The 21548-nt window shown below is 70.2% G+C and carries 21 protein-coding genes and 1 pseudogene; 12 read left to right on the top strand and 10 right to left on the bottom strand.

Annotation, left to right across the window (positions count from 1 at the left end):
* Positions 1 to 276: 276 nt before the first annotated feature.
* Both QF034_RS16310 and QF034_RS16315 read left to right on the top strand, forming a co-directional pair.
* The gene (locus tag QF034_RS16310; RefSeq protein ID WP_307175656.1) at positions 277 to 1296 is read left to right on the top strand and encodes an acyl-CoA desaturase; all 1020 of its coding nucleotides are present in this window, start codon (positions 277 to 279) and stop codon (positions 1294 to 1296) included.
* Positions 1293 to 1970: a TetR/AcrR family transcriptional regulator gene (locus QF034_RS16315; RefSeq protein ID WP_307175657.1), complete on the top strand. Its 678-nt coding sequence runs from the start codon at positions 1293 to 1295 to the stop codon at positions 1968 to 1970. The genes QF034_RS16310 and QF034_RS16315 overlap by 4 nt, the downstream gene beginning before the upstream one ends.
* Here QF034_RS16315 and QF034_RS16320 read toward each other — a convergent pair.
* Positions 1967 to 2326, bottom strand: coding sequence for a VOC family protein (locus QF034_RS16320; protein WP_307175658.1), 360 nt, complete (start codon positions 2324 to 2326; stop codon positions 1967 to 1969). The two genes, QF034_RS16315 and QF034_RS16320, sit on opposite strands and share 4 nt — an antisense overlap.
* Entirely contained in the window at positions 2326 to 3147 is an 822-nt protein-coding gene (locus QF034_RS16325; RefSeq protein ID WP_307175659.1) for a trans-aconitate 2-methyltransferase, read from the bottom strand. Before QF034_RS16325 ends, QF034_RS16320 begins: the two co-directional genes overlap by 1 nt.
* Positions 3148 to 3272: 125 nt before the next feature.
* On the opposite strand from QF034_RS16325, the gene tamR reads away from it, so the two are divergent.
* Positions 3273 to 3770, top strand: coding sequence for a MarR family transcriptional regulator TamR (tamR, locus tag QF034_RS16330; protein ID WP_037667999.1), 498 nt, complete (start codon positions 3273 to 3275; stop codon positions 3768 to 3770).
* Here the strand turns inward: tamR and QF034_RS16335 are convergent.
* The gene (locus QF034_RS16335) at positions 3729 to 4496 is read right to left on the bottom strand and encodes a LuxR C-terminal-related transcriptional regulator (protein WP_307175660.1); all 768 of its coding nucleotides are present in this window, start codon (positions 4494 to 4496) and stop codon (positions 3729 to 3731) included. The two genes, tamR and QF034_RS16335, sit on opposite strands and share 42 nt — an antisense overlap.
* Before the next feature lie 305 nt (positions 4497 to 4801).
* Between QF034_RS16335 and QF034_RS16340 the strand changes: the two genes are divergently transcribed.
* The 3 genes from QF034_RS16340 to QF034_RS16350 all read left to right on the top strand — a co-directional run bounded on the left by QF034_RS16340 (position 4802) and on the right by QF034_RS16350 (position 7008).
* Positions 4802 to 5260: a GNAT family N-acetyltransferase gene (locus QF034_RS16340; RefSeq protein WP_307175661.1), complete on the top strand. Its 459-nt coding sequence runs from the start codon at positions 4802 to 4804 to the stop codon at positions 5258 to 5260.
* An 81-nt stretch (positions 5261 to 5341) separates the two neighbouring features.
* The gene (locus tag QF034_RS16345; RefSeq protein ID WP_307175662.1) at positions 5342 to 5998 is read left to right on the top strand and encodes a hypothetical protein; all 657 of its coding nucleotides are present in this window, start codon (positions 5342 to 5344) and stop codon (positions 5996 to 5998) included.
* Between the two features lie 14 nt (positions 5999 to 6012).
* On the top strand, positions 6013 to 7008 hold the full coding sequence (locus QF034_RS16350; protein WP_307175663.1) for a hypothetical protein: 996 nt from the start codon (positions 6013 to 6015) through the stop codon (positions 7006 to 7008).
* Between the two features lie 64 nt (positions 7009 to 7072).
* On the opposite strand, the gene galK is transcribed toward QF034_RS16350, so the two are convergent.
* The 3 genes from galK to galT are packed head-to-tail and all read right to left on the bottom strand — an operon-like array spanning position 7073 to position 10296.
* Positions 7073 to 8248, bottom strand: a complete 1176-nt coding sequence (gene galK / locus QF034_RS16355; RefSeq protein ID WP_307175664.1) for a galactokinase — start codon at positions 8246 to 8248, stop codon at positions 7073 to 7075.
* A 27-nt stretch (positions 8249 to 8275) separates the two neighbouring features.
* Complete coding sequence (galE, locus tag QF034_RS16360) at positions 8276 to 9238, bottom strand: UDP-glucose 4-epimerase GalE (RefSeq protein ID WP_307175665.1); 963 nt, start codon at positions 9236 to 9238, stop codon at positions 8276 to 8278.
* On the bottom strand, positions 9235 to 10296 hold the full coding sequence (gene galT / locus QF034_RS16365; RefSeq protein WP_307175666.1) for a galactose-1-phosphate uridylyltransferase: 1062 nt from the start codon (positions 10294 to 10296) through the stop codon (positions 9235 to 9237). Before galT ends, galE begins: the two co-directional genes overlap by 4 nt.
* A 164-nt stretch (positions 10297 to 10460) precedes the next feature.
* Between galT and QF034_RS16370 the strand changes: the two are divergent.
* From QF034_RS16370 to QF034_RS16380, 3 genes and pseudogenes are all read left to right on the top strand, one after another.
* A pseudogene (locus QF034_RS16370) lies at positions 10461 to 12153 on the top strand (sodium:solute symporter family protein).
* A gap of 18 nt (positions 12154 to 12171) precedes the next feature.
* Positions 12172 to 12486, top strand: coding sequence for a hypothetical protein (locus QF034_RS16375; RefSeq protein WP_307175667.1), 315 nt, complete (start codon positions 12172 to 12174; stop codon positions 12484 to 12486).
* A gap of 81 nt (positions 12487 to 12567) precedes the next feature.
* Positions 12568 to 13227 (top strand): LysE family translocator, encoded by a 660-nt coding sequence (locus tag QF034_RS16380; protein ID WP_307175668.1) that lies wholly within the window; start codon positions 12568 to 12570, stop codon positions 13225 to 13227.
* Positions 13228 to 13270: 43 nt separating this feature from the next.
* Here QF034_RS16380 and QF034_RS16385 read toward each other — a convergent pair whose 3' ends face one another.
* Positions 13271 to 14206: a LysR family transcriptional regulator gene (locus QF034_RS16385; protein ID WP_307175669.1), complete on the bottom strand. Its 936-nt coding sequence runs from the start codon at positions 14204 to 14206 to the stop codon at positions 13271 to 13273.
* Positions 14207 to 14302: 96 nt separating this feature from the next.
* Between QF034_RS16385 and QF034_RS16390 the strand changes: the two genes are divergently transcribed.
* From QF034_RS16390 to QF034_RS16400, 3 genes are read left to right on the top strand one after another with little or no spacing between them, the layout of a single operon-like run.
* On the top strand, positions 14303 to 15529 hold the full coding sequence (locus QF034_RS16390) for an aminotransferase class V-fold PLP-dependent enzyme (protein ID WP_307175670.1): 1227 nt from the start codon (positions 14303 to 14305) through the stop codon (positions 15527 to 15529).
* Complete coding sequence (locus QF034_RS16395) at positions 15526 to 16035, top strand: GNAT family N-acetyltransferase (protein WP_307175671.1); 510 nt, start codon at positions 15526 to 15528, stop codon at positions 16033 to 16035. Before QF034_RS16390 ends, QF034_RS16395 begins: the two co-directional genes overlap by 4 nt.
* A gap of 11 nt (positions 16036 to 16046) precedes the next feature.
* The gene (locus QF034_RS16400) at positions 16047 to 16769 is read left to right on the top strand and encodes a maleylpyruvate isomerase family mycothiol-dependent enzyme (protein WP_307175672.1); all 723 of its coding nucleotides are present in this window, start codon (positions 16047 to 16049) and stop codon (positions 16767 to 16769) included.
* A 12-nt stretch (positions 16770 to 16781) separates the two neighbouring features.
* On the opposite strand, the gene QF034_RS16405 is transcribed toward QF034_RS16400, so the two are convergent.
* The 3 genes from QF034_RS16405 to QF034_RS16415 form a co-directional block, all read right to left on the bottom strand.
* Complete coding sequence (locus QF034_RS16405; RefSeq protein WP_307175673.1) at positions 16782 to 17489, bottom strand: helix-turn-helix transcriptional regulator; 708 nt, start codon at positions 17487 to 17489, stop codon at positions 16782 to 16784.
* Between the two features lie 237 nt (positions 17490 to 17726).
* Positions 17727 to 19529: an outer membrane protein assembly factor BamB family protein gene (locus QF034_RS16410; protein ID WP_307175674.1), complete on the bottom strand. Its 1803-nt coding sequence runs from the start codon at positions 19527 to 19529 to the stop codon at positions 17727 to 17729.
* Positions 19530 to 19593: 64 nt separating this feature from the next.
* On the bottom strand, positions 19594 to 21357 hold the full coding sequence (locus tag QF034_RS16415) for an outer membrane protein assembly factor BamB family protein (protein ID WP_307175675.1): 1764 nt from the start codon (positions 21355 to 21357) through the stop codon (positions 19594 to 19596).
* Between the last annotated feature and the right edge of the window lie 191 nt (positions 21358 to 21548).

Below are 21548 nucleotides of genomic sequence, written 5' to 3' on the forward strand. Positions count from 1 at the left end.
GTGTTGAAGCTCGTCTGGGAGGGGGTACCCGGACGGCGTCTCGCGCGGCGGGTGCCGCATACGGATCGGACATCCGGGAGGAAATCAGAGCGGACCGCGCTGTCCGACCGACTCCAGGATAGGTGTCGGCCGGGACGCGCATCTCTCGGGCTCTTGCCGCCGGGCGACGCGCTGCCATACTTACGAAGCCGTAGGTTACGGAACCGTAGGAAGCACTGCGGGGTTCCCGTGACCCGGCACCCTCTCCATCATCCACATACCCCCCAGGGGACGCGTATGACCAGTAGTTCCGACGTGATCGAAAACGCCCCGAAGGCGCCCGGTCAGGAAACCGACCCAGAAGCCATCGCCGCCACGCTGGGCGGCGAGCAGAAGCGGTCCATCGAGCAGATCGCCCTCCTCCTCTTCATCACCGTCCCGTTCCTCGCGCTGCTGGCGGCGGTCCCGCTGGCCTGGGGCTGGGGCGTGAGCTGGCTGGACCTCGGTCTGCTGGTGTTCTTCTACTACCTGGGGTGCCACGGCATCACGATCGGTTTCCACCGTCACTTCACCCACGGCTCCTTCAAGGCCAAGCGGCCGCTGAAGATCGCGCTGGCGATCGCCGGGTCCATGGCGGTCGAGGGCCCGCTGGTCCGCTGGGTGGCCGATCACCGCAAGCACCACAAGTTCTCCGACGCGGAGGGCGACCCGCACTCGCCGTGGCGGTTCGGCGAGACGCTCCCGGCCCTGATGAAGGGCCTGTGGTGGGCGCACATCGGATGGATGTTCGACGAGGAGCAGACATCGCAGGAGAAGTACGCCCCGGACCTGATCAAGGACAAGACGCTCCGCGCGATCTCCCGCCAGTTCGTCCTGTGGACAGTCGTGTCCCTGACCCTTCCGGCGCTGATCGGCGGGCTGGTCACGATGTCCTGGTGGGGCGCGTTCACGGCGTTCTTCTGGGGCTCGCTCGTCCGGGTGGCCCTGCTGCACCACGTGACCTGGTCGATCAACTCGATCTGCCACGCGGTGGGCAAGCGCCCCTTCAAGTCGCGTGACCGCTCGGGCAACGTGTGGTGGCTGGCGGTCCTGTCCTGCGGTGAGTCCTGGCACAACCTGCACCACGCCGACCCCACCTCCGCGCGGCACGGGGTGATGCGCGGCCAGCTGGACTCCTCCGCCCGGCTGATCCGCTGGTTCGAAATGCTCGGCTGGGCGTACGACGTGCGCTGGCCGTCACGCTCGCGTATCGATTCGCGCCGTAACACCGGGGAAGGCGGCTCCCGGCGCGGGAAGGAGCCCGTCAAGGCGGCATGATGGTCGCTGTGGCGACCGACTCGAGCAGCACCCCCAGCAACGACAAGCCGCGGCGAGTGCGTCGCACCCGGATGACCGGTGCCGAGCGCCGCCAGCAGCTGCTGGAGATCGGTCGCACGCTCTTCGCCGGGAAGGGTTTCGAGGGCACGTCGGTGGAGGAGATCGCGGCGAAGGCTGGGGTCTCCAAGCCGGTGGTGTACGAGCACTTCGGCGGCAAGGAAGGGCTGTACGCGGTGGTCGTGGACCGCGAGATGCGCCGCCTGCTGGACATGGTGACCAGCTCTCTCACGGCCGGTCACCCCCGCGAACTGTGCGAACAGGCCGCCTTCGCCCTGCTGGACTACATCGAGGAGTACACGGACGGTTTCCGCATCCTGGTCCGTGACTCCCCCATCCCCCAGTCGACGGGGTCCTTCGCCTCCCTCATCTCGGACATCGCAACCCAGGTGGAGGACATCCTGGGCCGCGAGTTCAAGAGCCGCGGATTTGACCCCAAGCTGGCCCCGCTGTACGCCCAGGCCCTGGTCGGGATGGTCGCCCTGACCGGCCAGTGGTGGCTGGACGTACGCAAGCCCAAGAAGGCCGAGGTGGCCGCGCACCTGGTGAACCTGGCGTGGCACGGCCTGGACGGACTGGAGGCCAAGCCGCACCTGATAGGGCGCCGCAAGGCCTAGAGAGGTTCGAGGAACTCCAGGCGGTTGCCGACGGGGTCCTGCGCGTAGAAGCGCTTGTGCCCCGGCAGGGCGGAGTCCCAGGTGACGGGCGCCCCGTGGGCCTCCAGCCGGGCGGCGTACGCGTCGATGCCCGTCACCCGCAGACCGGGATGGGCCTTCTTCGCCGCCCGGAAGTCCTCCTCGATCCCCAGGTGCAGCTGCACGGCACCGGCCTGGAACCAGCATCCGCCGCGCCGGGCGAGCAGGGGCGGCTTCGGGATCTCGGTCATGCCGAGGACATCGACGTAATAGGCCCGCAGCCGCTCCTCGCTTCCGGGCGGGGCGGCGAGCTGGACATGGTCGAGGGCGGTGATCATCACGCCTCCTTCCGGGCCACGGCGAACAGGCGCCGGAACGGGAACGGCGTGCCGTGCGGCCCCGTCGGATAGGCCTCGCGCAGGGCGGCCCGGTACTCGGCGAGGAAGGCGTCCCGCGCCTCGGGGTCGTCGGCGAGGGCGGTCAGCACGGGCCGCAGGCCGGTCCCCTTCACCCAGTCGAGCACGGGGTCCTCGCCCTGGAGCAGATGGATGTACGTCGTCTCCCACACGTCGGCGGTGCAGCCGAGCGAGGTGAGCCGCTCCAGGTAGGCCTCGGGGGTGTGGACGGCGTCGCCGTGGCGCAGGACGCCGGCGAGCCGGTCGCGCCAGCGCGGTGCGTGCGCGAGGTCGCGCATGAGCCGGTGGCTGGGGGCGTCGAAGTTCCCGGGCACCTGGAAGGCGAAGGTCCCGGCGGGTTGCAGTCCGGCCACCCAGTCGGCGAACCGGTCGAGGTGCCCCGGCACCCACTGGAGCGTGGCGTTGCTGACGATCAGGTCGCAGGGCTCGTCCGGCGCCCACATGCGGGCGTCGGCGTGGACGAAGTCGAGACGGCCGCCGCCCGGAGTGGGCCCCTCGTGATCGACATGGGCCTTGTCGAGCATCTCGGGCGAGTTGTCGTAGCCGGTGATCCGGGCGGCGGGCCAGCGGGCGGCGAGCAGCGCGGTGACATGGCCGGGGCCGCAGCCGAGGTCGGCGATCCGGGGCGGGTCGCCGGGGAGGTCGGGGACGCGGGCGAGGAGGTCGGCGAAGGGGCGGGCGCGGTGGCCGGCGTGGCGGAGGTACTGGGCGGGGTCCCAGGTGGGGGCGGCGGCTGCGGGCATGGGTCCTCCTGGTGTCCGTGATGACCGTAAGGGACGCGCACACAGCGTGACACCAGATTTATCTTGACGTCAAGAAAATCAACATCAAGAGACTCTACGTCGACACAACCACTACACTGATCGCCATGGAGGACGAGGTCGACCGGCTGGTCGCAGCATGGCGCCGGGAGCGCCCGGACCTCGACGTCGAACCGCTCGAGGTGCTCAGCCGCGTGAGCAGACTGGCCCGGCATCTGGACCGGGCACGCCGGCTGGCCTTCTCGGAGCACGGCCTGGAGCCGTGGGAGTTCGACGTCCTGACGGCGCTGCGCCGCGCCGGCACGCCGTACCAGCTCTCGCCGGGACAGCTCCTCACCCAGACCCTGGTCACGTCGGGCACGATGACGAACCGCATCGACCGCCTGGCGAAGAAGGGCCTGGTGGAACGCCTCCCCGACCCCAGCGACCGCCGAGGCGTCCTGGTCCGGCTGACGGCCGAGGGCCGGGACCGCGCGGACCAGGCCCTGGCGGGGCTGCTGGACCAGGAGCGCGCGATCCTCGCGGAGCTCTCCCGCGCCCAGCGCGGCGAACTGGCGGGGCTGCTACGCCAGCTGACCGCCCCGTTCGACAACATCCCCGGCTAGGTCGGCGGGGCCGACTCCGGCACGCCGGGCGAGGGCGACGGCGGCGAGCGTGGAGTGCACGCCCAGCTTGCCCAGCACGTTCTGCATGTGCGTCCGCACCGTGTGCGGCGACAGGAAGAGGCGCTCGGCGACGGCCTTGCGCCCCAGCCCCGCCACCATGCACCGCAGCACTTCCCGCTCACGCGGAGTGAGGGACTCGACGAGCCGCTCGCTCTCCGTGCGGTGCTTGCGCGCGGCGGTCAGTTCCCGCAGCACGCCGGTCAGCAGGGCCGGCGGCAGATGCGTCTCGTCACGCAGCACGCCCCGGATGACCGTGAGCAGCCGGGACAGCGAGCAGTCCTTGGCGACCCATCCGCAGGCCCCGGCCTGCAGGGCGAGCGCGGCCCGGCGCGGGTCGTCCTTCTCGGCGAGCACGACGATCCGTACGTTCGGCTGCGCGGACCGCACGCCCGTGACGAGGGAGATCCCGTCGACGAGACCGTCCTCGTTGCCCTCCTGCACGGGTACGGCCGGGCGGGCGCCCGGCACCTTGCCGCCCAGATCGGCGTCGACGAGCAGCACGTCGAACCGCCGCCCCTCGGCGACCGCCCGCTCCAGACTGCGCAGCGCGGCCGGGCCGCTGCCGGCCGCGGAGACGTCGACATCGGGCTCGGCGGCAAGGGCCGCCGCGAGTGACTCGGCGAAGATGCGATGGTCGTCGACGACCAGGACTCGGATGCGAACCACGTAACCCCCTCCCCCAGGCTCCATAAGAGCAGGGGATACCCCATCGTCGGAAGACGGCACCGCGCGGGTACGACACCGGGGTGCCCGGATCTGCTGCATCTGTCCGTCCGTCCTCACAGCAGTCCGGCCGGGTCGCCGAAGCCGCACGGCCGCCGCCGTGCAGAAACCGCTACCCCCACCCCGGGTGTCGTACCCGGCTGTCTCGCCCCCTGATCGGCACCGGCCCCCACCGGTGCTGTTCATCAGAGTACGGCCGGGGGCCCGGAGCGGAAGGTTATTTGCAGAACTGACTGCCCTGCGCGTTTATGGTGTGCCGCATGTTCCGTCTTGAGACAGAAGTCGACAAGGCCCGACGTGATCTGCTCCGTACACGCCTGCGGGAAACGAACACGGCCGCATCTCCGGTGCTGCGCGCCCTGCGCGGGACACCGGACGAAAGGGACGTCCCGTTGCACGTGTGGGCTGTGAACGACACGGACGACGGCCTGGCGGGCGGCCTCGTCGGATACACCTGGGCGTCCTGGCTCCACGTCACGTACCTGTGGGTCGACGAACGCCACCGGGGCCGGGGCATGGGTGCCCGGTTGCTTTCGGAGGCGGAACGCATCGCCTCCCGCGACCGGGGCTGTCACGCGGCCCGCCTGGAGACATGGGACTTCCAGGCCCCCCGCTTCTACGAGAAGCAGGGGTACGAGGTGGTGTGCGTGGTGCCGGACTATCCGCCGGGGATCACGGAGTACACGCTGACCAAGCGGCTGGGCTGAAGCCCTCGTCGCCGTCGCGGTCAGGCCCACCGATAGCGTTGGTTCGCTTGACTTGTCCCCCCACTTCAACGGGAGAACACCGTGAACCGCCCTGCTCGGCTCGTGACAGCCGCGCTCACCGCTTCCGCGGCCCTGCTGCTGACCGCCTGCGGCTCGGGGGGAGGTGACGGGGCGTCGTCCGACAAGATCGCCGGTGCGGATTCGGCCGATTCGCCCTCGGCTTCGCCGTCGGTGTCCGCGACGGCGGACGGGATCGATCGGCCGGAGATCAAGTTGCCTTCGGATATGAAGCTGGTCTTCGAGGGGCAGCAGACGGGCGACGCCGTCAAGGACGCGATCCTGGCGGACAACGAGAGAACCGTCAGCACGGTGTGGCAGGCCATGGCCTACGGGGACATGAAGAAGTCGGGCATGGCCTTCTACTACACGGACAACGCGCTGGTGGGCATCTACCAGTACGCGAAGGGCGCCATCGCCAAGAAGACCAGCTGGGCCGGCACCCTGCGTTACTTCGACCGCCAAGTGACGGTGTTCGACAAGAAGTCGGCGGCGCTGACGTACTGCGTCGACGAGAGCAAGGCTGACCTCAAGAACCGCGAGACGAACAAGCTGCAGGGCACCAAGACCACGCCCAACAGCTACGTCTTCTACAACCTCGGCCTGAAGAAGAACGAGGACGGGGTCTGGCAGACGTGGGATCTCACCGAGGACCGGGGGTCGCAGAAGTGCCAGCCCTGACGCGGTGCGTGGGAGTGACCGCGCTCACCACGGCGCTGGTCGGCCTCGGGACGCTTCCGGCCGCGGCCGGAGGGTTCGACACCATCGGCCCCCAGGAGAGGAAAACCTCCGGCGACTCGTCCGGCCGGGTCCTGGAATCCCGCGTCACCATCAAGGCCCCGGGTTCCAAGGCGAAGGACAGCGGTCCGATCACCTCTACGGCCGTGGACTGGGAGCCGCCGGCCTGCTGGTACGAGCCGTACTGGAAGGCCGAGGACTTCAAGACCTTCAACGAGGCCAAGTGGTCCATGTACGAGTCGGCCGGCGGCGCGCCCGAGGGCATCGCCGACCTCAAGGCGCGCTACAAGGGAGGCCACCCCTACAAGGACTTCAACGTCGACAAGAACGACAAGGGCATGTGGTGGGTGGCTGTCAGGAACCCGGAGATGAAGGACGACCCGGCGGCCAAGGCCTGCACGCGTGATCCCTTCTGGGTGGACAACGGCGAGAACCCCGACGTCCCGCAGGCCATCGACACCGAGACGCTCGCCGGGCTTGCCCATCAGCGGACCGTCGTGCCGCCGACCGAGGTCTCCCTCGCGCCGAACGGCAAGTCGACGGTGAACGCCCCCACGTGGGTCTGGCTGGACAAGGGCACCTTCAAGCCGGTTTCCGTCACGGCGAGTCTGCCCGGGACCGGGCTGTGGGCGACCACGACCGCCAAGCCGGTGAGCCTGCACCTCGATCCGGGGACGGAGGACGCGGAGAGCCTTCCGGCGTCCGGTGAGTGCGGGATCAACGACGACGGGTCGATCGGAGAGCCGTACGCCAGGGGCAAAGCGGAGCTGACGCCTCCGTGCGGGGTGCGGTACCTGCGGTCCTCGGGGGACGGCTCCTACGGCCTCAAGGCGACTCTCACCTGGGAGATCAGCTGGGAAGGCGCGGGCGGCACGGGCGGTGACCTGCCCAGCGGCACGTTCGCCACCACCACCGACGTGGCGGTCCAGGAGTACCAGGCCGTCAACCGCTGACCTCGCGGAGAGATGACCGGGCGCCCTTCCTCGTGGAGGACCGGGCGCCCGATCGGTCCGTCCGTCAGCGCAGGCGGCGGGCCCCCGCCGCCGGGACCGCCTCGAAGACGCGGGGTGCCGTGAAGCCCGCCGCGGCGAAGGATTCCTGGATGGCCTTGGTGAGCGCGTCCACGTCCGCCTCCTCCGCCAGGACGATCGCCGAGCCGCCGAAGCCGCCGCCGGTCATGCGGGCGCCCAGGGCGCCGGAGGCGAGGGCCGTGTCGACGACCAGGTCCAGTTCGGGGCAGGAGATGCGGAAGTCGTCCCGGAGGGAGGCGTGGCCCTCGGCCAGGACCGGGCCGATCGCGCGGGTCTCGCCCGACTCCAGCAAGGACACCACCCGTTCGACGCGCTCGTTCTCCGTGACGATGTGGCGGACCAGGCGGCGGACCTCCTCCTCGTCGCCGAGGCGGGCCAGGGCCGCGTCCAGTTCCGCGTACGGCACGTCCCGCAGGGCGTTGACACCGAGCAGGGCCGCGCCCTTCTCGCAGCCCGCACGGCGCTTGCCGTACTCGCCCTCGCTGTGGGAGTGCTTGACCTGCGTGTCGACCACGAGGAGGCGCATGCCCTCGGCCGCCAGGTCGAAGGGGATCTGGCGCTGGGAGAGGTCGCGGGTGTCGAGGAAGAGGGCGTGGCCGGCCTCGCAGCACGCCGAGGCGGTCTGGTCCATGATGCCGACCGGGGCACCCACGTAGACGTTCTCCGCGCGCTGGCACAGGCGGGCCAGTTGCCAGCCGCGGAGGTCGAGGGAGAAGAGGTCGTTGAGGGCCAGCGCCACGACCACTTCCAGCGCCGCCGAGGACGACAGGCCCGCGCCCGACGGGACCGTGGAGGACAGGTGGATGTCCGCGCCGGTCACCGCGTGGCCGGCCTCGCGCAGGGCCCACACCACGCCCGCCGGGTACGCCGTCCAGTTCTTGTCCGACTGGGGGGACAGGTCGTCCAGGCGGAGTTCGCTCACCCCGCCCTCGACGTCCTCCGAGTGGAGGCGGAGCACGCCGTCCGCACGGCGGGAGACCGCCGCCACCGCCTGGTGCGGCAGGGCGAACGGCATGACGAAGCCGTCGTTGTAGTCGGTGTGCTCACCGATGAGGTTGACGCGGCCCGGTGCCGCCCAGACTCCGTGCGGCTCGGCGCCGTAAAGCTCCGTGAACCGCTCGGCGACCGCCCCGGCGGCCTTGTCGGCAACAGCCTCGCTCATGCCTGACCCCTGACCCTTCGTTCCGTACTAGTTGTCGCGCCGCTGCGCGAAGTCCCAGGCGTCCGCGACGATCGCGTCGAGGTCCGCGCGGGACGGGTTCCAGCCCAGCTTCTCGCGGGCCGTGGCGGCCGATGCCACCAGGACCGCCGGGTCGCCGCCCCGGCGGGGGGCGACCACTTCCGGGATCGGGTGGCCGGTCACCCGGCGGACCGTCTCGATGACCTCGCGGACGGAGAAGCCGCTGCCGTTGCCGAGGTTGCAGATCAGGTGCTCGCCGGTGGTGGCGGCGTCCAGCGCCAGCAGGTGGGCCGCGGCCAGGTCCGCGACGTGGATGTAGTCGCGCACGCAGGTGCCGTCCGGCGTCGGGTAGTCGTCGCCGAAGACGGAGATCGCGTCGCGCCTGCCCTGCGCGACCTGGAAGACGAGCGGGATCAGGTGGGACTCGGGGTCGTGGCGCTCGCCGTACTCGCCGTACGCCCCGGCCACGTTGAAGTAGCGCAGCGAGACCGCGCCCAGGCCGTGGGCGGCCGCCTCACCGCTGATCATGTGGTCCACCGCGAGCTTCGTGGCGCCGTACGGGTTGGTCGGGGAGGTGGGCGCCGACTCGACGATCGGAACCTGCTCCGGCTCGCCGTACGTCGCCGCCGTCGAGGAGAAGACGAGCTTGCGGACGTCCGCCTCGCGCATCGCCGCGAGCAGGGCCATGGTGCCGACGACGTTGTTGTCCCAGTACTTCTCCGGCTTCACGACCGACTCGCCGACCTGCGAGAAGGCGGCGAAGTGCAGGACCCCGTCGAAGGAGGAGTCCAGCCACTTGGCGGCGTCGCGGATGTCGCCCTCCACGAAGGAGGCACCCGCGGGGACGCCCTCGCGGAAGCCGGTGGAGAGGTTGTCGAGGACGACGACCTCGTGGCCGGCTTCCAGCAGGTGCTGGGCAACCACGCTGCCGACGTAACCCGCGCCGCCTGTCACCAGGTACTTCCCGCTCATGAACTCGCTACCTCTCGCAGTCGCTCGGCCGCGCGCTCCGGCGGCACGTCGTTGATGAAGACGTTCATACCGGACTCGGAACCCGCGAGGAACTTCAACTTGCCGGAAGTGCGGCGGATGGTGAAAAGCTCGAGGTGAAGCGCGAAGTCCTCCCGCACGACCCCGTCGAACTCCTCCAGCGCGCCGAACGGGGCCTGGTGCCAGGCCGCGATGTACGGGGTCGGAGGCTCGCCCTCACCGAAGATCCGGTCGAAGCGACTCAAGAGTTCCAGATAAATCTTGGGGAACTCTGTGCGCGCGGCCTCGTCCAGCCCGAGCAGGTCGGGCACGCGGTGCTTGGGGTACAGGTGGACCTCGTACGGCCAGTGCGCCGCGTACGGCACGAAGGCCACCCAGTGGTCGGTCTCCAGGACGACCCGCTCCTCGGCGAGCTCCCGCTCCAGGACGGCGTCGAAGAGGTTCTCCCCGCCCGTCATCTCCTTGTGGGCCGCGACGGAGCGGAGCATCAGGGCGGTGCGCGGGGTGGTGAAGGGGTAGGCGTAGATCTGTCCGTGCGGGTGCTGGAGGGTCACGCCGATCTCGGCGCCCCGGTTCTCGAAGCAGAACACCTGCTCGACGGAGGGCAGATGGGACAGCTCCGACGTACGGTCCGTCCACGCCTCCAGCACCAGGCCGACCTGCTCTTCGCTCAGGCTCGCGAAGGACGCGTTGTGGTCGGACGTGAAGCAGACGACCTCGCAGCGGCCCGAGTCGCCGGCCAGCGAGGGGAAGCGGTTCTCGAACACGACGACGTCGTACGACGAGTCCGGGATCTCGCTCAGCCGGTCGCCCTCGGAGGGGCACAGGGGGCACTCGTCGGCCGGCGGATGGTAGGTGCGGCCCTGGCGGTGCGAGGCGACGGCGACGGAGTCGCCGAGCAGGGGGTCGCGGCGGATCTCGGACGTGGTGACGGTGCGGTCCAGCGGGCGGCGGTCGGCCGCGTCCCGCACGGTGTCGTCACGCAGGTCGTAGTAGATGAGCTCGCGACCGTCGGCCAGCCGGGTCGAGGTCTTCTTCACGCCGGACTCCTCATCCTTCAAACATAACCAAACATATCAAAACACGACTCCCCCCAATCGTCAACATCACAATCAAACAAAGAGCATCATCAGACGTGTTCAACATCTGAAGACCGAGGCGTAGATTCCGCGAGGTATCGGTTCACGCAACGAAGCGAGGGCTCATGCATCCCCCCACGCATCCCCCCGTCCACCTGGCAGCCGAACTGCGGCTCCCCACGAACTGGCTCGACTACACGATCCTCGGCATCTACTTCGTCGTCGTCCTCGGCATCGGCTTCGCCGCCCGCCGCTCGGTGAAGACCAGCCTCGACTTCTTCCTCTCCGGCCGTTCCCTGCCCGCCTGGGTCACCGGCCTCGCGTTCATCGCCGCCAACCTGGGCGCCACCGAGATCCTCGGCATGGCCGCCAACAGCGCGCAGTACGGCGTCTACACCACGCACTGGTACTGGATCGGCGCCATCCCGGCCATGGTCTTCCTCGGCCTGGTGATGATGCCCTTCTACTACGGCTCCAAGGTCCGCTCGGTCCCGGAGTTCCTGCTGCTGCGCTTCGACAGGGCGGCGCACCTGCTCAGCTCGGGACTCTTCGCCTTCGCCGCCATCCTCATCGCCGGCGTCAACCTCTACGCCATGGCCATCGTCGTCGAGGCGCTGCTCGGCTGGCCGGAGTGGGTGGCGATCGTGGTCGCCGGCTTCTTCGTCCTGGCGTACATCACCCTCGGCGGTCTGTCCTCGGCGATCTACAACGAGGTCCTGCAGTTCTTCGTCATCCTCGCCGCGCTCATCCCCATCACCGCCCTCGGCCTGAAGAAGGTGGGCGGCTGGGACGGCCTGTCCGACTCCCTCACGAAGTCCCACGGCGCCGACTTCATGACCTCCTGGGGCGGCACGGGCATCGGCAGCGCCAACCCGCTGGGCGCGAACTGGCTGACGATCGTCCTGGGCCTGGGCTTCGTGCTCTCCTTCGGCTACTGGACGACGAACTTCGCCGAGGTGCAGCGCGCCCTGTCGGCGAAGAACCTCTCGGCGGCCCAGCGCACCCCGCTCATCGCCGCGTTCCCGAAGATCTTCATCGTCTTCCTGGTGATGATCCCGGGTCTGGTCGCCGCGGTGCTGGTCCCGAAGATCGGTACGTCCGGCTCCGACCTGCAGTACAACGACGCGATCCCGTACCTGATGGAGCAGCTGCTGCCCAACGGGGTGCTGGGCATCGCCGTGACCGGTCTCCTCGCGGCCTTCATGGCGGGCATGGCCGCGAACGTGTCGTCGTTCAACACGGTGTTCACGACGGACATCTGGGCGAAGTACGTGGTGAAGGGGCGGGAGGACGCGTACTACGTGCGCTTCGGCCGTCTCATCACCGCGATCGGCGTCCTGGCCTCCATCGGCACGGCGTTCCTGGCAGCGTCCTTCTCCAACATCATGAGCTACCTCCAGACGCTGTTCTCCTTCTTCAACGTGCCGATGTTCGTCGTCTTCATCATCGGCATGTTCTGGAAGCGGACATCCATGAAGTCGGGCTTCTGGGGCCTGCTCGCAGGCACCACCGCCGCGATGGTCAACTACTTCGTCATCTACAAGCAGGGCATCATCGACATCCCCTCCGACCAGGGGGGCCAACTTCGTCTCGGCGATCGCGGGGTTCGTCGCGGGCGCGGTCGTCATGGTGGCGGTGTCGCTCTTCACCGCGCCGAAGCCGGTCGGGGAACTCCGGGGGCTGGTCTACGGCACGACCTCGCCCGGCATGGCGGAGCCGCCGGCACCCGGGGACGAGGCCTGGTATCGCAGGCCGGCACTGCTGGGCTGGGGCGCGATCGTGCTGGCCGCGGCCTGCTACATCCCGTTCTCGTTCTGACCGAGGGAGGATTGACAGATGTCCGAGTTCTACTCCGACAAGGACGTGCAGCGGGAAGTCACCGAGCTGCAGGGCAAGTCGGCGACGGCGGCGCGGCTGTTCGACATCCGGCGGATCATCGGTGGGCTGTTCGTGGTCTACGGCGTGATCGTCACGATCGCGGGGTTCACCGCGTCCGACGCCGACCTCGACAAGGCGGAGGGTGTGAACATCAACCTGTGGACCGGGTTGGGGATGCTCGCGCTGGGGGTGTTCTTCCTGGTCTGGCTGAAGCTGCGGCCGGTGGCACCTGTGCCGCCGGATGCCGTGCCGGGGGATGAACCGACGGAGTGACGGCGGGCGCCCGGTGGCCCTGGTCGGGCCCTCGGTGGGTGAGCCGTTGAGCGGGCAACCGGGCGCTGGCACGATCAACTCATGGATCTCCTTGGGTTGTTACCCCCGTTCGTGGTCGCCGTGCTCCTCATCTCGGCGTCGCCGGGGCCGGCGATGATATTGATCTTCCGGCAGGCGGCGTTGCGCGGGTGGCGGGCGGCCGTACCCACCGTCCTGGGGCTCGAAGCAGGTCTGTACGTGTGGGCGCTGGCCGCCGGTGCCGGTCTGACCGCTCTCGTGGCGGCCTCCGAGGTGGCGTTCGTCGTGCTGCGCATGGTCGGTGCGGTGTTCCTGGTCTACCTCGGCGTCAAGGCATGGCGCACGGCGTGGCGCAGCCGCACCCGCCCGGAGGCCGCACCGGCAGACGCGGAAGAGCCGATCACGCCTCCCGCGAGCCGAGGGGGATGGTGGGCGGCCTTCGGCGAAGGAACAGTGGTGATGCTGGCCAACCCCAAGGCCGCCTTCTTCATGATCGCGTTCTATCCGCAGTTCGTTCCGGCAAGCCGTCCGCTGTTCGCCACGACCGCGCTGCTGGCCGCGGTGCAGGTGCTCATCGAAACGGTGTTCTACCTCAGCCTGGCCGCTGTGGTGGGCCGCACCGGAGCCTGGTTCCGCCGGCCGCGGATCCGGCGTCGCGTCGACGCGGTCAGCGGAGGCGTGCTGGTCGCCTTGGGGCTGCGCCTGGCCACGACCACGCGCTGAACTCGTTCCGCGCGGCCCGGGCCACCTCCGTACCGCGGACCGGTCACTCCTGCGGAGTGCGCGCCGGTGCGCGTCGTCCGGTGAGGTGGCGGTGCGCGGCGGCCCGGGCGTCGTCCGCCGCCGCGGACAACGCGGCCAGCAGGGCGCGGATGAGCGGGTGGCCGGCCGCTCCGGAGCGGACGGTGACCAGGATGTCCCGGTGGTGACGGGCCTCCAGGTGGTACAGCGCGACCGGCGGCCGGCGGTCGTGCCACAACAGGTCCGGCAGGAACGCCGCCGCGTGCCCGGCCGCCACCAGCTCGGCGTGCACCAGCATGTCGGCGGTCTCGAACGCGACGTCCGGCTCGAATCCGGCCTCCTGGCACACGGCCGTCGTCCACTCCCGGGCGGGCGTGCCCGCCGGCTCCATCGCCCACGGCCGGCCGGCCAGCTCCGCGAGCTCCGCCGGACCGGGTGTGGCCAGCCGCATGAGGTCGCGCGCGAGCAACTGGTGTTCGACCTCGGTCGCGCGGGCCTGTGGCCGGCCGGGGAAGACCTCGTCGATGACGAGGTCGCAGTCCCGTGCGAGGAGGGCGGGCAGCGCGGTGTCCGGCTCGGCCTGGGTGAACGTCACCCGCACGCCCGGGTGGGTCTCGCCCAGCCAGGTCAGTGCGCGCGGCAGGAGCGCCAGTGCGGCCGTCTGGAACCCGGCCACCCGCAGGGTGCCGGTCACCTCCGCCAGGGACGCGGCGATGTCGGCCGCGGCCTGGTCCAGTTGGCGCAGTACCGCCTCGGTGTGGGCCACCAGGATGTCGGCTTGCGGGGTCAGCCGCACCCGGCGGCCGTGCGGCTGGAGCAGTGGTGCGCCGACCTCGTTCTCCAGCAGGGAGAGCTGTTGGGAGACGGCGGACGGGCTGTAGGACAAGGCCGTCGCGACGGCCGCCAGCGTGCCGCGGTGCTTCAGCTCCCGCAGCATCTGCAGCCGGCGCAGGTTGTACACGGTGCCTTCATCCCCGTAAGCATCAGTTTTTCTGGCCGATCATGCCCGGAAAGATTCACTTTACTGATGCAAGGGGGCTCATGCAGCGTGGGGCGCATGGATATCGAGGCACTGCGCCGGGACACGCCTGGGGTCGCGCACCGGGTGCACCTGAACAACGCGGGCGCCGGCCTGCTTTCTCGGCGCACGTTACGGACCATGACCGCCCACCTGGAGCTGGAGGCGGAGATCGGCGGCTACGAGGCGGCCGAGCGGGAACGCGACCGCATCGACCGCACCTACGCCGACATCGCCGAACTCGTCGGCGGCCGGCCTGCCGAGACAGCCCTGTTCGACAACTCCACGCACGCCTGGAACGCCGCGTTCTACTCCCTCTCCTTCCGGCCCGGAGACCGCATCCTGACCGGCCGCGCCGAGTACGGCAGCAACGTACTGGCATACCTCCAGACAGCGCGGCGCGCCGGCGCCGAGATCGTGGTCGTCCCCGACGACGCCTACGGGCAGCTGGACACCGCCGCGCTCGCCGGGATGATCGACGAACGCACCCGGCTGGTCGGCGTCAGCCACGTCCCCACCGGCGGCGGCCTGATCAATCCGGCCGCCGCGATCGGCCGTATCACCCGGGCCGCCGGGGTGCCGTTCCTGCTCGACGCCACCCAGTCGGTCGGCCAGTTCCCGGTCGACGTCCGCGAGATCGGCTGCGACATGCTCACCGCCACCGGCCGCAAGTTCCTGCGCGGGCCGCGCGGGATCGGCTTCCTGTGGGTGCGGCCCGAGATGCTGGAGCGCCTCGACCCGTTCGTCACCGAGATCGCGGCCGCCACCTGGGACGGCGGCCGCGGTTTCAGCTGGCACGACGGCGCCCGCCGGTTCGAGACGTGGGAGAAGAACTACGCCGCCGTCCTCGGCCTGGGCGCCGCCGTGCGGCAGGCGCTGGATCTGGGCCTGACCGCCATCGGCGACCGGGCGCTGGCGCTCGGCGCCGCGCTGCGGTCCCGGCTGGCCGGCCTGCCCGGCGTCACCGTGCACGACCAGGGTGAGCACCGCTGCGCCATCGTCACGGCGAAGGTCGACGGCGTGCCCGCCGCCGAGGTGGCCGCCGCGCTCGCCCGGCACGGGATCAACGTCAGCACGACCTCCCCGGGACACACGCCGTTCGACACCGAGGACCGCGGCGTGCACCCCCTGGTCCGGCTGTCGCCGCACTACTACACCACCGAGGCCGAACTCGACCGCGCCGCCGAGGCGATCGCCGGACTGCCGGGCCGGGGCCACGCCTTCCCCTCGGACCTGACCATCTGTGAGGAGAACCAGCCGAAATGATCCGTGCCGCCACTACGAGCGACGTCCCGGAGATCCGCGCGATGATCCGCGAGCTCGCCGCGTACGAACGGGCCGCCGAGCAGGCCCGAGCCACTGAGGAACAGCTCCACGAGGCGCTGTTCGGCGAACATCCGGCAGCGTCCGTCCTGATCGCCCAGGACGAGGACACGGGTGAGGCCGTGGGCTATGCCCTGTGGTTCCCGCGCTTTTCGACCTGGACCGGCACACGCGGCATGCACCTGGAGGATCTTTACGTACGTCCGCACGCCCGCGGCGCGGGACACGGCAGGGCGCTGCTCGCCGCGCTCGCCGCGATCTGCCGGAGCAAGGGCTACGAGCGTTTCGAATGGTGGGTCCTGGCCTGGAACGAGCCGACGATCGCGTTCTACAAGTCACTCGGGGTCGAACTCCTGGACGAGTGGACGGTATGCCGACTCAGCGGTGAGCCCCTCGAGCACCTCGCCGCCGAGGCCCCCGCGGTCGTGGACCGGCTTCCCGCCTCGTAGGAGGGCAGCCCATGCAACCACCCGTCGCGGCCGTGGTCGAAGCCCACGGCACCCTGGAACGGCTCGTCGCCCACGTGACCGACCAGCAGCTCGCCGAACCGTCCGCCCTTCCCGGCTGGTCCCGTGGCCATGTACTGGCGCATCTCACCGACAACGCGAGGATGTTCGCCCGTCTCGCGGAGCATGCCCTGCGCGGGGACCTGGTGGCGGCCTACGACGGTGGCGTGGACGAGCGCGACGCGATCATCGAGGCCACGGCCGGCCGCAGCGCCGCCGAGCACCGGGCCCGACTCGCCGCACACACAGCCCGCCTGGAGGCGGTCTGGGCACGCGCCGGCGAGGAGGACTGGAAACGTCCGGTCACGTTCCGGAACGCCGACCTGGCCGCGACCGTCCGGGCACGCTGGCGCGAGGCATGGATCCACATGGCCGACCTGGACCTCGGCGTGCGGTCGGACGACTGGCCCGAGGATCTGGCCACTCACGTCATCGCGTTCCTCCTGGGCCGTCTGCCGGCAGGCACGCGCCTGTACGCCGAAGATGCGCGCCGCGAGTGGTCCGTCGGCGCCCGGCCGGGCACGGTGGTCACCGGGCGGGTGCGCGACCTGGCGGCCTGGCTGGCCGGACGCCCGCCCGCGGTCTCACCGGTAGCGGCACACGGACTACCCGCGCTCGGGCCCTGGCCGCCCCACCCGCCGTCCTCCGGCAACGGTCAGCGGGTACTCCGCTCATGAAAGGCAGGACGGCTACGGGGTGTCCGGCCCCGGATCGGGCGTCACCGTCCGCTGTAGTGACCCCGCGCGGTCCAGCAAGCCCGTGCGTGCCGCCAGGGCCGCTGCCTCCAGGCGGGAGCCGACACCCAGTTTCATCAGGACCCGTTGGACGTGCGTGCGGGCCGTGGAAGGGGCGATGCCCATGCCCGCCGCGATCAGGCGGGTGTCCTCGCCGTCGGCGACGCGGACCAGGACCTCCACCTCCCGCGGCGTCAGCATCGACAGCAACCGCTGGCCCTCGTCGTCCGGTTGGGCCGCCGGGTTGAGCAACTCGCTGAACGCCCCCTGCAACAGCTGCGGCGCCACCGCCGCCTCCCCCGCCCGGGCCTTCATGATCGCCCGCTCGACACCCTCTATGCGCTCATCGTGACGTACGTAGCCGGAAGCGCCCGCGGCGAAGGCTGCCGCGATGCCGCGCGGGCTCGGTACCGGCCCCAGGACCAGGACCGCGACCTGCGGACGCTCCCGCTTGATCCGCACCACCGGGTCGAAGATCCCCGGCTCCGCCGGCGTGGCCGTCCCCAGCAGGCACACCTCCGGCGCCCGTGTGATCACCAGCTCCGCCGCCCCCGCGGCCGGCGCCGCCGCGGCCAGCACCCGGTGCCCCCGCAGCTTCAGCGCCGAGGCCAGCGCCTCCGCCAGCAGTCGGTGGTCGTCGACCACCATGAGCCGCACTCCCATCGAGCAACCCCCCAGTCACCCCGGACCCCCCAGATGGAAGCCCCCCGGCCCCCGCCTTCATGCCCCCGGAAGCTACACGCTTGTTCGACGTTGCGCTCCCCCTACCGGCGAGAATCGCCCCGATCGCCGAAATTCCTCTCCTTCGGTGTTGACCGCGCCAAACGCGAACGGTCCCGCCCCTGAACAGGGACGGGACCGTACCCGCACTCAGTCGGTCATCGAGCGGACACCGATCGATCAGCTCGTACCGAAGCCGACCGCCAGGTACTCCTTCTCCCTCGTACTGCTGGTCCGCTTGCTGGCGTACACCTTGGACATGAACAGGTGCCCGTCGCCGTACAGCAACTCGGAGTACTCCGGCGACATCCCGGCCTCCACGTCCCGCACCGAGTCGTTCGCCGGGTTCTCCAGCAGCTTCGTCTGCTTGAAGCTGCCCCCGTCGATGCTCACGATCTGCCCGCCCTTGTCGTACGGCGGCCGCTTGTACGCGATCAGGTTGCCGCCGTCCATGCGCAGCGGCGAGATCGTGTAGCCGTCGCCCGCGTCGGCCCGCTGCCCGGTCTGCTTGCCGGTGCTGAGGTCGAAGGCGACGATCTCGTTGGTCTGGCTGTACTCGCCGGTGCCGTCGTGCTCCTCGGTCGGCAGGTACAGCCGGTCGTTGCCGACGGCCAGCTGGTTGCAGGACTCGATGCGGGTGACGCCCTCGCAGCGGGCCGCGAACTGCTCGCCCGGCGCCGAGATGCGCGTGCGCAGCTTGCCGGTCTTGTTGTCGATGGAGAAGAAGTCGGAGATGCCGCTGCCGTCGCCCGCGGAGTCGCCGACGTCGGCGGCCACGACGAGCGGGTTGGTCGACACGATGCTCGCGTACTCGATGCCCTGGGCCATCTTGTACTCCGAGATCACCTTCCCCGTCTTCGGGTCGATGGTCTGGATGTGCAGCTGCCGCTGCTCGTACGTGCCGCACTTGCGCACCGCGACCAGCTTCTCGCCGCCGCCGTACCCGGCGTCGTAGCAGGAGTCGGTCGGCTTCGGGCTCCACAGGAGCTTGCCGGAGAGGTCGAAGGCGGCGCCGCCGCTGGTGCTGCCGATGGCGACGGTGTTGCCGCTGATCGTGACGTTGTCGAAGCTGATCAGCTGGTCACCGGTCTTGACCGTCTTCGTCCACAGCTCCTTGCCGGCGTCGAGGTCGATCAGGGCGAGCTGGCTGCACCCGTGCGACGGGTCGGCCTTGGTCGGCATCGCGGGCTGGTAGAGGACCGCCGTCTTGTTGTCGTCCGTGACCTTGCGGCTGGCCTGGCAGACCGGGCCGTCCAGCGGGATCGTCCACTGCTTGCCGCCCTCGTCGCGGTCGTAGCCGACGATCTCGGCGACGCCGCTCTTGGCGTACGTCTTGTCGGTGAGCCACGAGCCGGAGACGACGACCGTGCTGTCGTTCTTCACCTCGGGCATCGGGACCTGGAAGAGGACCTTGGCGCCGGTGTCGGCGGGGGCCTTCTCCTTGCCGCCCGAGGTGGTGCCGCCGTTGTCGTCGTCCGTGCCGCCGGTGGTGCCGCCGGAGCTGGCCGTGTCGTCCTTCTTGCCGTCATCCTTGGACGAGGAGTACCAGACGCCGCCGCCGACGATCAGGGCGATCGCCACGACCGCGGCGACGATGATGGCCACCTGCGCGTTGAACTTCCGGCCCCCGCCCGGCTGTCCGGGCTGCGGCTGGAGCGGCATGGTCGGCTGCTGATAGCCGTAACCGGGCTGCCCGTATCCGGGCTGGCCGTAAGGCGCCTGCGGCTGCTGGCCGGGGTAGCCGTAGCCGGGCGGCGCCTGCGGCGGCTGGGGCGCCTGGGGAGCCCCTTGCGGATAGCCGTACCCCGGCTGCGGCTGCTGCGCGGGCGGCGGGGGCGGGGTCTGCGGAGCCTGCGGGGCCGCCGGCGGAGGCGTCTGCGGAGCCTGCGGGTAGCCGTACCCCGGCTGCGGGGGCTGGTCCTGGGGCGGCCCGAAGCCACCCCCGGGCGGGGGCTGCTGGGGCGGAGGCGGCGGCTGGGTCATGGCGTGAGTACCTCGGGGAAGGGGACGGACGACGAAGGCGAAGGCAGAACCGAAGAGGGAAGAGTCACTTGCCGTAGGCGAGCATCAACTTCTCCTTCGTGTCGTCGTTTCCGCTCAGCCGCGTGGTCGAGATGTAGAAGCGCCCGTCGACCCAGTCGGTGTCCTTGGAGAAGAAGCCGTTCTCGATGTCCGCCGCGCCCTGCGGGTTCTGCAGCAGCTTGACCGGCTTGTGGCCGCTGCCGCCGGTCGGGATGGACACGACCTGGCCGCCCGCGTCGTACGACGGCTGCACATAGGCGATGAGCTTGCCGCCCTCGACCTTCATCGGCAGCATCGACTCGTCGGCCGGGGACTTCACCCGCCACTTCTCCTTGCCGTCGGCGAGGTTGACCGCGACGATCTCGTTCGCGCCGCTGGTCGCCTCCGTCGGGAGGTAGAGCGTGGTGTCGTCGACGGCGACGCCCTGGCAGCCCTGGAGGTCGCGTTCGAGGATGGCCCAGCCGCACTCGGGGGCGAAGTCCTCGTCGAAACCGACCTGTGAGCGGAACTTGCCGCCGGAGGTGAAGGTGGAGATGTTCCAGGCCTTCTTGTCCTCGTTGGTGCTGTAGACGACCAGCGGGCTGACCGAGTACGTGCGCGCGACCCGCCAGCCCTTGTCGAACGGCTGGGTCCACTTGGCGTCGCCGGTGCGCGGGTCGAGCTCCTGCACCTCGTCGTGCTCCTTCGAGGTGCCGGCACCGCAGGAGGAGACGGCGATCAGCTTCTCGCCGCCGGCGAACGCGGAGGGGAAGCAGGAGGCGCCGTACTTCTTCTTGTCGAACAACTTGTCGCCGTTGGTGACGTCGTAGGCCGTGCCGGACTGGGAGCGGCCCACCATCAGCGTCTTGCCGGTGATGGACAGTTCGACCGAGAGCGTGGAGTCGAACAGGGCGCCGTCGGCGACCTCCTCCTTCCAGCCCTTCTCACCGGTGTTGAGGTCGATCTCCTGGAGCTGGTTGCACTTGGCGCGGTCGCTGCTGCCGCTCATGTACGCGACGACGATCTTGTCGTCGGACGTCTTCTGCGGGGTCGTCGCGCAGATCTTCTGCGGGAAGGTGATCGCGTCCCAGGTGGGCTTGCCGTCACCGACGTTGTAGGCGAAGAGCTGCTTGTACGCCGCCTTCACCGCGGTCTTGTCGGTGATCCACATGCCGGGGGCGTCGGCGCCGGAACCGGGCGCGTCGGGCGCCTCCTTGTACCAGAGGACCTTCGCCTCGCCGGCCTGGCGGCCCTCGTTGAGGTTCTCCGGGTCCTCGCCGCCGTCGCCGCCGCCGTCACCGCGGTTGACCGGGGCGGAGGAGACGGGCTTGCCGTCGTCGGTCGGCTGGGCGACCGGCTTCTTGTCGTCCTTGCCGTCGTCGCCGCCGGTGACCGCCCACACGGTGCCGCCGACCACGAGCAGCGCGGCCACGGCGGCGCCGATGATCAGGGCGGGCTTGCCCTTGAAGGGGTTGCCCGAGCCGCCCCCGGGCGGGGTGCCGGGCGCCCCGGGGTACTGCGGCTGCTGCGGGTAGCCGTAGCCGGGCTGGCCGTACGGACCCGGCTGCTGCGGCTGGCCGTAGGGGCCGGAGTTGTAGGGCCCCGGCTGCCCGTACGGCCCGGGCTGCTGCGGGGGCTGCTGGGGATAGCCGTATCCGGGCTGCGGCGGCCCCTGCGGGGGCGGCGGCGTCTGGGGCGGTCCCTGGGGCGGCGGCGGGGTCTGCGGTGCCCCGAATCCACCGCCCTGCGGCGGCTGGTTCTGCGGTGCTCCGAAGCCACCGTGCGGTGGCTGACTGGGCGGCTGAGTCATCAGCGGCTCCCCCGTTCGATCACTGATTTTTAGCCGCGCCCTGAGGTACGCGATGGGCTCAGAGTCGCTTCATAAAGTTCTAAGACGGCTCTTTCTATCACCCCGTTCCGACAATGGACCGGGCCGTATCATCCCCTGTTCCCAAGGGAGGACCGGCCCGTGATGCCGCCGTTATGCGCCTTCACGCACCC

The sequence above is a fragment of the Streptomyces africanus genome (assembly GCF_030816955.1).
Taxonomy (GTDB): domain Bacteria; phylum Actinomycetota; class Actinomycetes; order Streptomycetales; family Streptomycetaceae; genus Streptomyces; species Streptomyces africanus.

Coding starts and splice junctions, on each gene's coding strand:
- QF034_RS16310 (WP_307175656.1), top strand. CDS start 277: ATGACCAGTAGTTCCGACGTGATCGAAAACGCCCCGAAGGCGCCCGGT.
- QF034_RS16315 (WP_307175657.1), top strand. CDS start 1,293: ATGATGGTCGCTGTGGCGACCGACTCGAGCAGCACCCCCAGCAACGAC.
- QF034_RS16320 (WP_307175658.1), bottom strand. CDS start 2,326: ATGATCACCGCCCTCGACCATGTCCAGCTCGCCGCCCCGCCCGGAAGC.
- QF034_RS16325 (WP_307175659.1), bottom strand. CDS start 3,147: ATGCCCGCAGCCGCCGCCCCCACCTGGGACCCCGCCCAGTACCTCCGC.
- tamR (WP_037667999.1), top strand. CDS start 3,273: ATGGAGGACGAGGTCGACCGGCTGGTCGCAGCATGGCGCCGGGAGCGC.
- QF034_RS16340 (WP_307175661.1), top strand. CDS start 4,802: ATGGTGTGCCGCATGTTCCGTCTTGAGACAGAAGTCGACAAGGCCCGA.
- galK (WP_307175664.1), bottom strand. CDS start 8,248: ATGAGCGAGGCTGTTGCCGACAAGGCCGCCGGGGCGGTCGCCGAGCGG.
- galE (WP_307175665.1), bottom strand. CDS start 9,238: ATGAGCGGGAAGTACCTGGTGACAGGCGGCGCGGGTTACGTCGGCAGC.
- QF034_RS16375 (WP_307175667.1), top strand. CDS start 12,172: ATGTCCGAGTTCTACTCCGACAAGGACGTGCAGCGGGAAGTCACCGAG.
- QF034_RS16380 (WP_307175668.1), top strand. CDS start 12,568: ATGGATCTCCTTGGGTTGTTACCCCCGTTCGTGGTCGCCGTGCTCCTC.
- QF034_RS16390 (WP_307175670.1), top strand. CDS start 14,303: ATGGATATCGAGGCACTGCGCCGGGACACGCCTGGGGTCGCGCACCGG.
- QF034_RS16395 (WP_307175671.1), top strand. CDS start 15,526: ATGATCCGTGCCGCCACTACGAGCGACGTCCCGGAGATCCGCGCGATG.
- QF034_RS16400 (WP_307175672.1), top strand. CDS start 16,047: ATGCAACCACCCGTCGCGGCCGTGGTCGAAGCCCACGGCACCCTGGAA.
- QF034_RS16405 (WP_307175673.1), bottom strand. CDS start 17,489: ATGGGAGTGCGGCTCATGGTGGTCGACGACCACCGACTGCTGGCGGAG.
- QF034_RS16410 (WP_307175674.1), bottom strand. CDS start 19,529: ATGACCCAGCCGCCGCCTCCGCCCCAGCAGCCCCCGCCCGGGGGTGGC.
- QF034_RS16415 (WP_307175675.1), bottom strand. CDS start 21,357: ATGACTCAGCCGCCCAGTCAGCCACCGCACGGTGGCTTCGGAGCACCG.